Raw genomic sequence first — 14,459 nt, forward strand, 5'->3', positions numbered from 1 at the left:
ACGGGAATAGTTACAGGCTTTTTACAGGGAGCATTTTATGAGCGAAAGCAGTTTTACTTTACTTAGGGATATTGGCACGTTGCCGCTGGAAAATAACGAGGAGGTCCGTTTTAGTATTGATGCCTACCGGGGGTATCGCTATGTGTCTGTGCGGCGGTATCTGCTGACAGATTCTTTCAGCGGGGCCACTCGCGACGGCGTAACTATGACGCCGGAAATCCTGCGCGCCTTGGACCCTCTGATAGAGGCTCTGCCTGATGATATTAAAGCGGTAAAAGACGGCACGATTGGGAAGTTTGCCAAACGCCCGGGCATTTGCATTGTGGCTTCTGTCGGCACCTTTAAGGGGCGCCGCGGGCTGGATTTGCGCCAATGGCAGGAGGATGTGGGCTTTACCAAAAAGGGCATTTGGCTGCCGCTGGAAAAACTGCCGGAGATTAAAAAATTGTTTGCGGCCACCCGTGAGGCCTTGGACGAAAAACCCGAGGATGATTTTTAACTTTTTCCCGTGCAAGAAAAACCCCGCTTTTTAAGCGGGGTTTTTTCACAGGCCTATTTGTGTAATTCTTCGTGTGGAACAGGGATATTGTGATGTTCCGCCAGCATTTCCTTGGCGTTTTCAAATACGCGGTCCGGCAAAATATCCCGCATACATTTAAAATGACCCAAGGGACATTTTTTCCCCCCGTGCAACGCACACGGGCGACAAGGCAAATCTTTTACCTCTACTACGCGGTGTCCTTCCCCATATGGGAAGAAGCCCAGTTCGCGTGTGGTCGGCCCAAAGATAGCCAAGGTCGGCACGTCAAAGGCGGTGGCAATGTGCATCGGGCCGGAGTCATTGGTAATAAAGAGTTTAAAGTGCTTCATTAAAGCCATTAAATCAGCCAAACTGGTTTTGCCGCATAAGTTGGCGGCGTGCCCTTGGGAAAGTTGGCAGATTTTTTCGCCGAGGTCTGCATCTTTATTCCCCCCTCCTACGAGTACGGCCTGTACACCCAGTTCTGTTTGCAGGCGGCTGATAAGTTGCACAAAATATTCCATCGGCCAGCATTTTGTCGGCCAGGCACTCCCTGCGTGGATACCGACAAGCGTTTTGCCTTCTAAATTAAAATCTTTCATCAGGCGGGCGACATTTTCCTCGGCAGACGGCGCATAGCGCATATTGAGTTTTTCGGCCTTGAATTTTTCCTTTACAATGCCTTGCAAGAGCGACAAATTGCGCTCCGCATCGTGAATCATCCAAGAGAACGGTACCGTTTTAGTGTATAAAAACCACCCCTCGCTGGACGTAAATCCAATGCGCACGGGCACACGGGAAAGCCAAGCGATGAGCGCACTTCTAAAACTGCGGTGCGGCACGAGCAGGATATCAATGCCGGAGGCTTTAATAGCCTTAGCCGTTTTCCACACACCGACGATTTTATTCCAGCCGCGTTTATCGTTTAAAATAATCTCGGAAACCTCTTTCATTGGTCTAAAAATATCTTCCGTCTGCGGGCGGGTAATCACCACGATTTTAGCCTCGGGAAAGAGTTTAGCCGTCTTTTGGATAAGCGGAGTCGTCAGTACGCTGTCACCAATGAACGAGGTTTGGAAAATACCGATTTTATTTACTTTTTTACCGGCCAGATTAGCATCTTCATACGCCCAATCTCCCAGTTTAGGTTCTTTATATTTGATTTCAATGCCCCACGGTTTAAGTGCTTCCAAGTATTTTTCCAAGGTGTGTTTTTCAAGTACCGGGGAAGTTTTGTGGAATTTTACAAACATACGGCGCGCTACGGAGTTCTTGTCGTAGCGGACGCGGTGCGGAATACGGCTGAAAAAGCCCATCAAAATACTTTTTAAGGTAGCGTGAAGGTCCAAATAGTGCGTAAAATGCCCCGCGCGGATTTGGCGGATATTGGCCCATAACCCCTTTTTGGCGACCATAATTTCGTCAATATCCGGGTGTCCGGCGAGCACTTGGGCAAACTGCGGCTTTACCATTAGTGTAATGCGCGCGTTGGGCCATTGGGCCTTGATATTCTTATATACCGGAGAGGACAAAACAATATCCCCCAGCGAAGAAAGACGCACAACTAAAATATTCGGGTTATTTTCGTTCATAATTATTTACCACTTCCATTATACGGTTGGTTGCTCCTTTAAAACTAAGCGCCGTTTTCCGCGCTTTTTCGGACATATTTTCCAGTTGTGCCGGGTCAGCCAGCAACCGCAGCACCGTTTCTTTAAAATTGGTCTCGTTTACCAACACTCCCCCGCCGCTTTCCAATAAAGACTGGGCGGTTAAGGGGGCATTGTAAAAATAGCGGCCGAACAAAACGGTTTTAGATAAAATCGCCGGTTCTAACAGGTTATGCGCTCCCCTCGGTACGACCGAGCCGCCCACAAAAGTAAGCGAAGCGCAGGCATAGAGAGATTGCAGCAGACCCATTACATCAGCGCAAAGAATATCGGTGTTTTTATCAAATTTCCCAGTGCTGATAAATCCGTAATGCAGGCCGCTTTGGCGCAGAGCGGTTTCTATTTCCGGTTTACGTTCCAAGTGGCGCGGTGCAAAAATAATTTTAGCCCCTGTTTTAATAATATCCGGTGCCGCGCGGAAGAGCATAGTTTCTTCTGCCGGGTGCGTGCTGCCCAATACCAAAATTTTACGTCCGTTCCACCCCAATTCCGTCAGCATTTTTTCTACTTCGCCCACTTTGCCGGGGTTATCGTTTAAGGTGTCATACTTTACATTTCCGCAGACAAATATTTTAGTTTTATCCATACCCAATTTCTCGTAATGACAAGCGGCCTCTTGCGTTTGTAAGGCGGCAAATGAAAGCGTGGAAAAAATTTCTTTAAAAAGCGGTTTGATAAAAGAATACGCGCGTGCTGATTTGGCAGAAATGCGCCCGTTAATAATAGCCGCAGGCACACCCGCTTGGTGGGCGGCCGCCAGCATATTGGGCCAAATTTCCCGCTCTACCACAAACAGACGGTGCGGTTTTGCCAAGCGGATAAAGCGCTTACAGGACGGATAAAAATCCAGCGGGGCCAAAAAGGCTTGGGTAATGTCGGGGTTTTTTAAGGCCGTTTCTTTTCCCGCTTCGGTGGTGGTGGTTACGATAACCTCTTTTTTATAAAACTTTTTTAGGCGGGAGATAACCTCTTTCATAGACATTACTTCCCCCACACTTGCACAATGGAGCCATAAAGCCCCTTGGGGTATTTCCCCCTCTTTTTCAAGGCCAAAGCGTTCTTTTAATTCTTGGTATAAGTGTTTTAAAAGGCCGCGCCGCGGTGAGCACAAAAAGCCCAGTGCCACACCCAATGCGGCCAAAGGAAAAATGAGGTTAGTCAAAAATAAGAGGAGTTTTCCCATATATATCTTATTATATGATATTTGTCTGGCCGTCGGCTACTTGGGCATAAAAAAGCCCCGGTTTGCGCCGGGGCCGGTAAAGAAGTTGTTGGCTTATTTGGCGGAGTCAGCGTCTGCGGTGTTTTTCTTTTTAAACAGGCCGCCGATACCTTTGATAACATTTTTGGCGGTATCCACTCCGGTTTGCGCCACTTGACCCGTGGTTTTAACGGCTCCGGTGGCCACGTTTCCGGCGGTACTTGCCGTGCTGGCGGCAACCTTGCCGGGCGTTTTGTAATTTAAAATACCGCCAAGTACGGAGCCTACGGTGTTTAATACATCTAATTTGCCGGAGGGGTTATCCATTGTTCCGCCGATTTTGATGACAACAGGAGTTTGCGATGTAAGTACGGTGGCGGATACTTTCATATCCAATGCCTGCGTATGGAAATTGATATTGCCGCTTCCGTTAATGTTTGTCAGTTTGGACGCAAAGGTCGTCTTATCCACTTGCATAACACCGCTTGTAAAGGTATAAATCCCCTCGCCGTTGGTAAAGGTAATTTCGCCTTTTTGCGCGTTAGCCTCCGCCGGGAAAATATCCACATTTAACTTGCCTGCCACATTTCGTACCAATGTAATAGGCAGGAGCAAAATTTTAACGTATTTATTCCCTTTTACAAACGAATCAATATCCGTAATCGCACCGGGTTGCAGTACAAAGAAAACCTGTCCGTTAGCCTTTTTCATTGTTTCGCTTACGCCTGTTAAGTTGGCGTTTAAGGTAAAACCGTCCGCGCGGAAATACGGCACGCTGATAGGGCCGACTTTAATGTTGCTTTTAATGTTCATTAAAAGTTCAGGCCCGGCTGTTTTGTTGCCGGAAGAGGTGGCCGTGTCATTTTCTGTTTCGGCAGTGGCATAGGAAGGAAATTCCTTTAAGGTAAATTTATCCAGTTCCGCATTAAAAACAATATTCAGTACATCTTTAATGTTTTTATACGAGAACGAGGAACTAAATTTTTCTCCGTTTAACAGACCGGTAAGCGACGGACAGGCAATATCATTAATGGAGACGATTTTGACGGTGCCGTTCAAGTCTTTTACCGTAAAAGGGGCATACATTGCGCTTACGTTCTTTAATATGATTTGGCCGCTGATATCTTGACCGTCATTTTTGTCAGTGGCTTTAAACGCGCCCGTAATCAGCCCGCCGGGTTGAAAGTCTGCCACCGTATCGGTCATTTGAACGATTTGACCCAGATTGGTAGAAAGGTCCGCCTGAACGGAATAAGTGGGGGCCGCCCCCGCCCAACCGGCAGTGCCGGCTAACGAGAACGCGCTGTCCATTACCGAGAGTTTGGCTTGCGAAATAACCGCAGTAGATTTTTCCAAATCGGCCGCAGCCTTTACCGCCATATGGATAACCGGGAGCGAGAATTGCGGCAAGTCCGGCAGAATTTCGGCAACCGTCGTGTTGCTAATACCGCTTAACGTACCCGACAGGTCGGCCTGCGGGGCTTCAAAGTTTTTGATACCGCCCTTTAATTGCAATTTTACCGTTTTGTAAGTGGCGGAAATATCATTGACGGTAACATACGCTTCGGGCAGATTTAAATTGGCCAGAAATGTGCGCAAGGAAATGCTGACAGGCACCGTCATATTCAGCCCGGCGGCAGAATATTCAGTCGTAAATTTGATTTTTATGTCAAAGGGACTATCCAAATCAAACTCGCGGATTTCCACCTGTAATTTGTTGACCGAAGCGTCCATACCCGTTTGCAAATCTTTATAAGTAAAGTTGCAATTATTGAGTACGATTCTGTCCGCCAACAGAACAAAGGACAGGCCGGAACTGTCATTTTTATTGTTATCAGCGGACGTAGCGGCGGAGTCCGAAGCCGGGATGAGGGTGTCAAAGTTAAAGGAGCCGTTTTTGTTTTTAATGACGTTTACGTCCAGCCCGTCCACCGATACGGTGGCAATTTCCACCCGCTTTTTAAGTAGCGGCATTAAGGCCAATTTGACTACCAACTTATCGGCTTTAACAAAAGTGCCGTTTTGAAAGGAGGTGTTTTCGGACAAGGCAAAGTTATCCAGCGTTACCCCGATGACGTTAAAGGAAATTTTGTCAAAGGAAATTTCCCGTTGCAAATTGTTTTTTGCATAATCCACGGCCATTGTTTTTAATTTTTCCGGCGGGAACATTATGCGCAGGGCCACTAACCCCGCCGCCAGCAAAATTACGCATACGACCGCAATTTTTACAAGTAATTTGAATAATTTTTTCATATCTATATTGTATTTCTTTTATTTTTTGTCCGGCAAGCGCGCAAAAGGGTTATTTCTGCGGGTGCGTATCGTCGGAGACGATTTCGGCTTCTATCACATTTTCCTGTTTGGTGCGGGAACGGCGGAAGCCTTCTAAATCTTTATGAAGCATAGCCAGTACCAAAAGGACAAAGGCTCCGTCATCCGTAATGCCTAAAACGGGAAGTACGTCGGGCAACAGGTCAATGGGCGAAATCATATATACCAAACACAACAGCGCCCAGAAAAGCGTGGCCCAAGGCATTTTGTATTTACCGCGTAAAACAGCCCATAGCATAGGAAAGAAACTGGCAAAATCTTTAAATACCGCTAATGGGCTGAATTTCATTTTTCCCTCTGTCATTTTTGCACAGCGGCCGGAGTATCGTTCATTGCCCGCTCCTCGGCGCGCATACCCAAAATGTTTTCGTTTACGCGCAGCGCATAGTCGCCGATTCTTTCAAAATTATTTAAAATATCGGCATAGGCGGTAATGGCGTCCGGGGTGGAACTTTGGCCCGCGTTGATGCGTTCGCGCAAATCGTGCAGAAAGCGTTTGCGCAAGGAGTTTAATTTTTCCTCATCTTGGAGGGCTTCGTCAAAAGTTTTTTCCGCTTGCAGGTGCCATTGTCTGGTGGGCTGCTGGATATCCACCAAAATTCGGCGGGTCCGTTTGGTGATGTTCTTTGTCAGTTTGGCGATTTCTTCCAAATCATCAATATCGGCTTCGGTAAACGGTTGTTTATCGTGGAATTTTTCCAAAATGCGGGCAATCTTTTCGCCGCAATCGCCCATATGTTCAATGCTGTTTAACACATCAAAGAGCGAGAACGCCTGCGCTACCGCCTGGCGGGATAAGTTCCCGTGCGTCAGCGCGGTTAAGTAAATATTGATTTTATGCTCCAATACGTCAGTCGTTTTTTCGGCCGCTTTTACGTCATCAATCAGGCGGGTGAACATTTTGTCGTCATCAATTTTTACGGCGTGAATCAGTTTATCCGTCATCTTGGTTACAAAACTCATCATACGTTCCACTTCTTTGCGCACGGCGATTAAGGCCAGTTCCGGCGTGTTAGTAAAGCGGGTGGATAAGAAGATGAGTTCGTGTTCCTTTTTATCCTCGCGTTTAGATTTTGGGATAATAAGATAGGTTAATTGCGCCAGTTGTTTAAGCAACGGCAACATTAAAATTGTATTGATTACATTGAATACGGTGTGGAACGCGGAAATGTGGTAAGGCAACACCGCGGTTAATTGTTCAGGATCTTGGGTATAAGGGGAACCGGGCACAAGCCAATCTATCAAGTTGACAAAGTGTTTAAAAATGCACACGACCCAGAATACCCCGATAATGTTAAATAAAAAGTGTCCGAGGGCGGCGCGTTTGGCGGTTTTGCTGGCACCGATAGCGGCCAAATTGGCGGTAATAGTGGTGCCGATATTTTCCCCCAATACTAACGCGCACGAGGTTTGAAAGTCAATAATTCCGGCGGCGGCGCAGGTGAGTGTCATTGCCATAACGGCACTGGACGATTGGAGAATAACAGTTAAAATGGTACCGCTGAAAATAAGGGTAAGTAAATTAAATAAATTATCCGGGCGGAAGCGGGAAATCCAAGCCACCACCTGCGGATTTTGTGCAAAATCGGCCGGGATAGCGTTCTTCATCAGGTCCAATCCCAAAAAGAGAAGCCCAAACCCGACTAATGTTTCCCCAATGCGGCGGACAATGGCAAATTTAGGAATAAACTGGGCAAAAAAGCCAATAGCAATAACGGGCAAGGCAAAGAGCGAAATTTGCATTTTAAAGCCGAACAAACTGACAATCCAGGCCGTCATTGTGGTACCGATATTGGCCCCAAAGATAACGCCTAAGGATTGGTACAGGTTTAATAAACCCGCGCTGGCAAAGCCGACAACCATTACCGTAGTGGCGCTGGACGATTGGATAATACTGGTTACCAAGGCCCCGCAGGTTGTGGCCGCGAAGCGGTTTGTGGTGGCGATACCCAATAGTTGGCGCATTTTATCGCCAGATACCTTTTGCAGGCCGTCGCTCATTATTTTCATACCGAATAAGAATACGGCCAGGCCGCCGAGTAAGTTTAAAATTTCAAGCAGGGTTGACATTTGTGGGAGTTCTCCTTATTTATATAAAAAGAAAGAGCCGTTTATTCGGCTCCTTCCGTAACAAAAACATACAAACCCGCCGCAAGTACAGCGGGGATAGATAAAGAAACGCAAGCGTTACTTGGACATTTTGATAGAAGTTTGGTTGTCATCCGGGTTGTCCGTTTTTTCGTGCTTGGTCTGTTTGGACCACATTTGCTGGTTGGCTTCAATTTGCTTGGCCATTTCGTCGTCAAACAAAATGGTGGGCATACGGTCTTCATCCGCGTATTGAACGATATCCTCGCTCTTGGGCGGTTGGTAAACTTTATCTAAATGTTGGTTAATTGTTTCCGGTTCGGCAGATTGAAAGGCTGCGTGGGTTACTTGCACCCCTACCTGGTTTTGCAGGTCCTGCTCGGTAACCGGCTTGCCGATTCCGGGCGGCAAAACATTGTTATCCGCTCCAAAAATTTGGGTCGGTTCTTCGGTAAGGTGCACTTCGGGGGTCGGCGTATAGGAGCCGCGATTTTCACCAAAGTCCACATTTAAAAATACTAACACATAAAAGCAAGCAAGCAATATCCAAAATAAGAAAATTAACACCAATAATACCGCTCCCGCAATATACCAAGGGGCAGATAAGGCGGTTATATTGAAACTGTCCGCAAAAAAGAGCGGAATCCCCACATAAAGGGCGCGGATTATGGCGGAAATAAGTAAAGACGGGCCAAAGCATAAAATTAAAAACATCCCCAAAGTGATGCCCCAACGGTGGCCGGTTAACTGCCAACTGTAAATGATGGAAGCAATGGGGCCTTGCTCTCTTAAAACAATGGCCGCGGGAACAAAACACAAGCGGAAATACAAAAAAAGAATCAATAAAAATGCGATTGTTATGAGAATTGCCGAGCGCGATGCGGCCATTAAAACTGATAAGGCAACGAGTGCCACGCTCAGTAACAATATTAAAATAATGCTATAAATGGTAGGAAAAACAGACGCCGAGCAGGAGGCAGCAATAGACTCCCCTTCATTTTGCGCTTTGCAACCTAACTGCCGTAAAAAAACAGCCGAGAAAAAAATGGTAAGCGGCCATATCATTATTTTAACCAAAAAAAGCGGCACATCCATCTTTGCCAACCCCGCTATCATTGCGTATAGCAAAATTGCCGAAAATATGAGTACAAAGATAGCAGTTCCCGCCCGGTTCAGTAAGCGAAAACTATTAAAAAAGAGAGAAAATATATTTTGTTGTTCGCGGATATCCATTATTACCGCTCCTTATTCAAAGTGTACACCCACATTATAGCAAAACACGCGCGCGTTGCGGGAAGAAATTAAAACATTTTTTCTAATGCTTTGGCGGCTGAAAAGCCACTGCTCCAAGCCCATTGTAAGTTAAAGCCTCCCAGCCGGCCCGTTACGTCCAGTAATTCGCCTATGGCATACAAACCTGGCACGCGGCGCACCCCGAAAGTGGACGGATTGATTTCGCGCACGTCAATTCCTCCGGCCGTTACTTCGGCTTTGGAAAATCCGCCTGTTCCCGCAGGCAGGCAAACAAAGCGGTTTATGGACTGGGCGGCCTTTTCTATGTCCGCGCGGGAGGCGTTGGGCAATTTGTCATCTAATTCCCCCAATAAGGCTTTTACAATTTTAGTGCTTATTTTGCCGTGTAAAGCGGCGGCAAAGGTGTGCGCGGAATTTTTTTGCGCGCTAAACAGGGCGTGTGCATCTTCACCGGGCAGAAAATCTACGGTTACTTTTTCCCCTTCCTTCCAAAAGAGTGAGGCCGACAATACAGCCGGGCCGCTGATTCCCTCGTGCGTAAAGAGCAGGGATCCTTCAAAATCGTGTTTCCCGCACGTTATATGGGCGTTTAAGGTGTTTCCGGCCAGTTTAAAAAATTGCTCGCGCAGGGCTTTATCAAAGGTCAGGCCTACTAGCGCGGGGCGTTGGGGTATAATATTTAGGCCGAATTGGCGCGCTATTTTAATTCCAAAGTTGCTTGCGCCCAAGGCCGGGAAAGATAATCCCCCGGTTGCCAATACCACGCGCTGTGCGCGGACGGGGCCTGCCGAAGTATTTACGGTAAACAGGCCGTTTTCCTGACGGACGTCCAATGCTAGCGTGTCCGTTAAAATTTGGGTGTTGGCCTCGCGTGCGCGGCGGATGAGAAAGCGCACGATATCGCGCGCGTCCATAGCAAAAAGTTGTCCGTCTTGTCGTTCTTCCCATTTTAAGCCTGCTTCATCAAGCAAAGAAACAAAATCTTGCGGCTTAAAAGCGGCCAAGGCATTTTTTACAAAATGTTTATGGGCGCAATCATAATCCGTTGACTTGGCAAAACGGTTTGAAAAATTACATTTTCCGCCGCCCGAGATACTTATTTTTTTACCCGGGTGCGTATTGTGTTCTATTAAAACTTTGGGGCTGTTGAAACTGCCCGCACAGAAAAGTCCGCCGGCTCCTGCGCCGATAATGGCGGTATGAAAAACAGTATTTTTCAGTTCATTATAATTCATAGGATAGGTTTCTTATATTATACAAAAAGAAAAAATTTGATTTTATTTTCAAATATGCTATACTCTTAATAAGAATTATTATTAATAAATACGAGCATATGCAGACCAATACACAGAACGACGAATTGCAGAAACGCTTGGCCTTTTTTGAAGACCAATGCCGCGCCAGAGGGTTAAGAGTAACCAACCAACGGCGGGAAATCTTCCGCGCGGTGGCGGCCTCGTGTGAGCATCCAAGCGCGGAGAAAGTATTTTTTGCGGTACGGAAAAATATGCCTAACGTGTCTTTGGATACGGTGTACCGCACGTTGGCATCGTTGGAAGAAATGGATTTGCTTATGCGTGTGGGGCTGTCGTCCAAGGCCCGCTTTGACGGGGATTTGCGTCCCCATTGTCATTTTGTATGTACTAACTGCGGGGAAGTGTATGATGTCTTTTTAAAGGACGGCGAGTCCTTGCCTTTGCCTGCCGGTATGGCACATTGGGGCGATGTAAAACAGATTAATTTGCAGGTGCGCGGCCTTTGCAACAAGTGCCGTGGCAATAAATAGGTAAAAATAGGAGACTTTATGGAACTGAAAGGAACAAAAACGGAAAAGAACTTAATGGCGGCTTTTGCGGGCGAATCGCAAGCCAGAAACAAATATACTTATTATGCTTCCAAAGCCAAAAAAGAAGGCTTTGTGCAGATTTCTAAAATCTTTGAAGAAACCGCCAATAACGAAAAAGAACACGCTAAACTTTGGTTTAAAGCCTTGCACGATAACAATATTCCTGCCACGGCTGAAAACCTGGTAGATGCCGCCAATGGCGAACACTACGAGTGGACAGATATGTATGCCACTTTTGCTAAGGAAGCCAAAGAAGAAGGCTTTGACAAACTCGCCTTCTTGTTTGAAGCCGTCGGCAAAATTGAAAAAATGCACGAGGAACGCTACCGCAAACTCCTGCACAATGTGGAAACCAATGAAGTATTTAAAAAAGCGGGTATCGTAATGTGGGAATGCGCCAACTGCGGTCATATTCACATCGGCGAAAAAGCCCCCGAGGTGTGCCCCGTGTGCGCCCACCCGCAGGCTTACTTTATGATTCATCCGGAAAACTTCTAAGTTCTCCGTGGATTTACTAAAAAACCCGCTCTTTTGGGCGGGTTTTTTTTGTCTGTAAATATAAGGGCGCGTCAGGCGCGTTTGGCTGATATGATTCCCCCCACCGCAGCCAAAGCCGCCCCCAAAAACATAGCAGCCTGATACCCGCGTAAAAAAGCGTTTTTACTATCCAAGCCCGCTTGTTCAAAATGCCCTTGTACCGCCGCATACACAGCCACGGAGCAGGCAATCCCCATAATCATCCCGGCATTACGCGCCAGGGCATTTACGCTAGACACAATGCCTAATTTATTTTTGGGTGCCGCGCTGATAACGGTATTATTGTTGGGAATTTGGAAAGTACCCGAACCGCAGCCGAAAATCACTTGTGCAAACACAATATAGGCAAAGGATGGGTTTTCGCCCACAAAGGCAAACATTACCGATCCCATAAAGGCAAACCCCAAGCCGGCGGTAGTGATAATCCGGGCCGGGTACCGCTCGGAAAGTATCCCGCTAACGGTGGAAGAAACGGCCAATGCTACCGGGAACGGCAATACCAAAAGACCGGTTTGTACCGGGTCAATATGCAAAATGTAAGCCGCATAGAAAGGGAATAAAACGGCATTTGTAAAAATAGACATAAAACCCAGTACCGCTACTACATAACCGTAGGAAATGGCTGGAATTTTAAAAATGTCTAATCCAATAAAAGGCGTTTTGGATACCCGTTCCCGGTAATAAAACAGCAAAAAGAACAGCCCAGCCGCCGCAAATGCCCCTAAAATGACAGGTGAGGTCCAGGCTTTATTTGAGCCTTCGTTCATAGCATATAAGAAACTTAAACTGGATAAGATAAAAAAGGCCGCACCGCTGATGTCCATACGGATTTTTGTCTTGGGCTTAAAACGCGGAATAATTTGTATGCCGCGCCAAATACCAATTAAACTAACGGGAATATTCACCCAAAAGACCGATTGCCAACCCCAATGCTGAATTAAAAACCCCCCGACTGCCGGTCCGGTCAAAGAGCCTAATGCCACCACGGCGCCAACTCCGCCCAAAGCGCGGCCCCGGTCCTTGCCCACAAAGGCTTTGGCGATAATCGCCTGTGTGTTTGCCATCATTGCGCTTGCGCCTAACCCCTGTACCGCGCGGGATACAATCATTATAGGCAAACTGCCCGCCAAAGAGCATAACAGCGAGCCGATACCAAAGAGCAAAAAGCCGCTTAAATACATTTTTTTGCGACTGAACATATCGGATAATTTCCCGAATACGGGCAAAAAGCACGTTACCGCGAGCAAATACACGCTGACAACCGATTGTATGCTTTCAATACCGGCGTTAAATTCCCCCGCCATAGAGGGCAAGGCAATATTTACCACTCCGCCGTCCAGCGTAGCCATAAAGGTTCCCGTGGAGGTTACTGTAAAAATAAGCCATTTGCGTGAGAGGTTAAGCCATCGTTGTTTCATAGAATCCCCTCGGCTGTGCTTGGCGTTTCTTGCGCTTTTCGCGCGCGGCGGAAAAGTATGCCGCCGCCAACGAAACCACAATGCAGAAAATCATTGAATATTGGTATGCGTTCATAAAAGCGGTTGCATAGTCCGCGCCAAGATTTACATAATGGCGGCGCGCGGCGGAAAAGATAAGCACAGAGAGCGCAATTCCCATTACAGCCCCCATATTGCGCGCCAAGGCACTTAAACTAACCACCATACCCAGGCGGTTTGCGGGGGCGGCGCTGACGATGGTGTTATTATTAGGGGCCTGAAATGTACCCGAACCGCATCCCATAATCATTTGGGCAATTACAATATAGGTGTAAGAGGGGTTTTTGCCAATTCCCACAAACATAGCGGCACCGATAATGATAAACCCAAATCCTATGGTGGTGATAAGCCTTGCAGAGTGTTTTTCCGACAGCCACCCCGAAAACGGCGATGATATGGCCAACGCTACCGGAAACGGCATCAACAGCAAACTCATATGTACCGGAGATAAATGCAAAATGTTTGCCATATAGAACGGAAATAAAATACTGTTGCAACTTAATGCAATAAATCCCAGCAAAGATACTATGCACCCGTACGAAATAGCCTGTATTTTGAAAAGGGACAAGCCGATAAACGGTGTTTTGCTGGTTCTTTCGCGCCAATAAAACCCGGCAAAAAAGATAAAGGCGGCTGTAAACGAGCCTAAAATGAGAAAGGACGTCCAGTGTTGGTTTTCCCCCTCGTCCAACGCATAGAGAAAGGAAAAACAAAACAGGATAAAGCAAACCGCGCCCTTCCAGTCCAGTTTTACTTGGGTTACGGGCTTAAAATGCGGAATAATTTGTATGCCGCGCCAAATGCCCAGCATACTGATAGGTACATTTATCCAAAAGACCGACTGCCAACCCCAATGTTGGATTAAAAATCCTCCCACCGCCGGGCCTGCCAAAAAACCAGCCGCCACCATTGCCCCGATACCGCCCAAGGCGCGGCCCCGGTCTTTGCCTTTAAAGGCTTTGGCAATAATGGCCTGGCAGTTGGAAATCATCGCGCTGGCCCCTAATCCTTGCAGGGCGCGCGAAAAAATCATCCAACTTAAATTTTGTGAAAATGTAGCCGCAAAAGAACCGATACCAAAGAGCAAAAAACCTGTCAAATACAGGTATTTCCGGCTATACATATCGGACAATTTGCCAAATACAGGTAAAAAGCAGGTTGTGGTTAGCAGATAAATACTGACAACCCATTGGATACGCTCCAAACTGGCATTTAAGTCCTTCGCCATAACAGGCAGGGCCACATTAATAATGCCCCCGTCCAGCGTGGACATAAAGACTCCAATAGCCGTTACGGAAAAAATCAGCCATTTGTATGCAATGTGGGGTGTTTTTAATTTCATAATATTATTAGGATAGTTTTAACTGTTGGAAAACAGTTTATTGTCCGGGGTATATGATAAAGCGCCCAGATACCTATATTCTTATTTTAGTTAATTTGAAGTGAGTTTACAACGAGCCTACCCTCCGGAAATTGCATTAGTTATTGGCTCCGTTTCCTCCATTTTGCCGGACGG

General features: G+C 46.8%; 13 protein-coding genes. 4 read left to right on the top strand and 9 right to left on the bottom strand.

Features of this window, described 5'->3' with window-relative positions:
* Window positions 1–37: 37 nt before the first annotated feature.
* On the top strand, window positions 38–499 hold the full coding sequence (locus ACQY2K_RS04095) for a transcriptional coactivator p15/PC4 family protein (RefSeq protein ID WP_428040857.1): 462 nt from the start codon (window positions 38–40) through the stop codon (window positions 497–499).
* A gap of 53 nt (window positions 500–552) precedes the next feature.
* Here the strand turns inward: ACQY2K_RS04095 and waaF are convergent, their stop codons facing one another.
* The 6 genes from waaF to ACQY2K_RS04125 all read right to left on the bottom strand — a co-directional run bounded on the left by waaF (window position 553) and on the right by ACQY2K_RS04125 (window position 8,524).
* A complete protein-coding gene (gene waaF, locus ACQY2K_RS04100) occupies window positions 553–2,112 on the bottom strand; it encodes a lipopolysaccharide heptosyltransferase II (RefSeq protein WP_428037807.1) in 1,560 nt (519 codons plus the stop codon).
* Window positions 2,099–3,373: a 3-deoxy-D-manno-octulosonic acid transferase gene (locus ACQY2K_RS04105; protein WP_428040858.1), complete on the bottom strand. Its 1,275-nt coding sequence runs from the start codon at window positions 3,371–3,373 to the stop codon at window positions 2,099–2,101. The genes waaF and ACQY2K_RS04105 overlap by 14 nt, the downstream gene beginning before the upstream one ends.
* A 93-nt stretch (window positions 3,374–3,466) precedes the next feature.
* Window positions 3,467–5,644: an AsmA family protein gene (locus ACQY2K_RS04110; RefSeq protein ID WP_428040859.1), complete on the bottom strand. Its 2,178-nt coding sequence runs from the start codon at window positions 5,642–5,644 to the stop codon at window positions 3,467–3,469.
* A 49-nt stretch (window positions 5,645–5,693) separates the two neighbouring features.
* On the bottom strand, window positions 5,694–6,011 hold the full coding sequence (locus ACQY2K_RS04115) for a YkvA family protein (RefSeq protein WP_428040860.1): 318 nt from the start codon (window positions 6,009–6,011) through the stop codon (window positions 5,694–5,696).
* Between the two features lie 11 nt (window positions 6,012–6,022).
* Window positions 6,023–7,792 (bottom strand): Na/Pi cotransporter family protein, encoded by a 1,770-nt coding sequence (locus ACQY2K_RS04120; RefSeq protein ID WP_428040861.1) that lies wholly within the window; start codon window positions 7,790–7,792, stop codon window positions 6,023–6,025.
* A 117-nt stretch (window positions 7,793–7,909) separates the two neighbouring features.
* Window positions 7,910–8,524, bottom strand: a complete 615-nt coding sequence (locus ACQY2K_RS04125; protein WP_177746883.1) for a hypothetical protein — start codon at window positions 8,522–8,524, stop codon at window positions 7,910–7,912.
* Window positions 8,525–8,570: 46 nt separating this feature from the next.
* Between ACQY2K_RS04125 and ACQY2K_RS04130 the strand changes: the two genes are divergently transcribed.
* Complete coding sequence (locus ACQY2K_RS04130) at window positions 8,571–8,756, top strand: hypothetical protein (RefSeq protein WP_428037569.1); 186 nt, start codon at window positions 8,571–8,573, stop codon at window positions 8,754–8,756.
* 355 nt (window positions 8,757–9,111) lie between these two features.
* Here the strand turns inward: ACQY2K_RS04130 and ACQY2K_RS04135 are convergent, their stop codons facing one another.
* Complete coding sequence (locus ACQY2K_RS04135; RefSeq protein WP_428040862.1) at window positions 9,112–10,299, bottom strand: NAD(P)/FAD-dependent oxidoreductase; 1,188 nt, start codon at window positions 10,297–10,299, stop codon at window positions 9,112–9,114.
* A gap of 98 nt (window positions 10,300–10,397) precedes the next feature.
* On the opposite strand from ACQY2K_RS04135, the gene ACQY2K_RS04140 reads away from it, so the two are divergent.
* Window positions 10,398–10,850 carry a transcriptional repressor gene (locus tag ACQY2K_RS04140; RefSeq protein WP_177746890.1) on the top strand — a complete coding sequence of 151 codons (453 nt, stop codon included), beginning with the start codon at window positions 10,398–10,400 and terminating at the stop codon, window positions 10,848–10,850.
* A gap of 18 nt (window positions 10,851–10,868) precedes the next feature.
* Entirely contained in the window at window positions 10,869–11,408 is a 540-nt protein-coding gene (rbr, locus tag ACQY2K_RS04145; RefSeq protein ID WP_177746892.1) for a rubrerythrin, read from the top strand.
* A gap of 71 nt (window positions 11,409–11,479) precedes the next feature.
* Here the strand turns inward: rbr and ACQY2K_RS04150 are convergent, their stop codons facing one another.
* Both ACQY2K_RS04150 and ACQY2K_RS04155 read right to left on the bottom strand, forming a co-directional pair.
* Window positions 11,480–12,865, bottom strand: coding sequence for an MFS transporter (locus ACQY2K_RS04150; protein WP_428040863.1), 1,386 nt, complete (start codon window positions 12,863–12,865; stop codon window positions 11,480–11,482).
* Entirely contained in the window at window positions 12,846–14,285 is a 1,440-nt protein-coding gene (locus ACQY2K_RS04155) for an MFS transporter (protein ID WP_428040864.1), read from the bottom strand. Before ACQY2K_RS04155 ends, ACQY2K_RS04150 begins: the two co-directional genes overlap by 20 nt.
* Window positions 14,286–14,459 lie beyond the last annotated feature (174 nt).

Source organism: Candidatus Avelusimicrobium fimicolum, assembly GCF_021632165.1.
Classification (GTDB): Bacteria; Elusimicrobiota; Elusimicrobia; order Elusimicrobiales; family Elusimicrobiaceae; genus Avelusimicrobium; species Avelusimicrobium fimicola.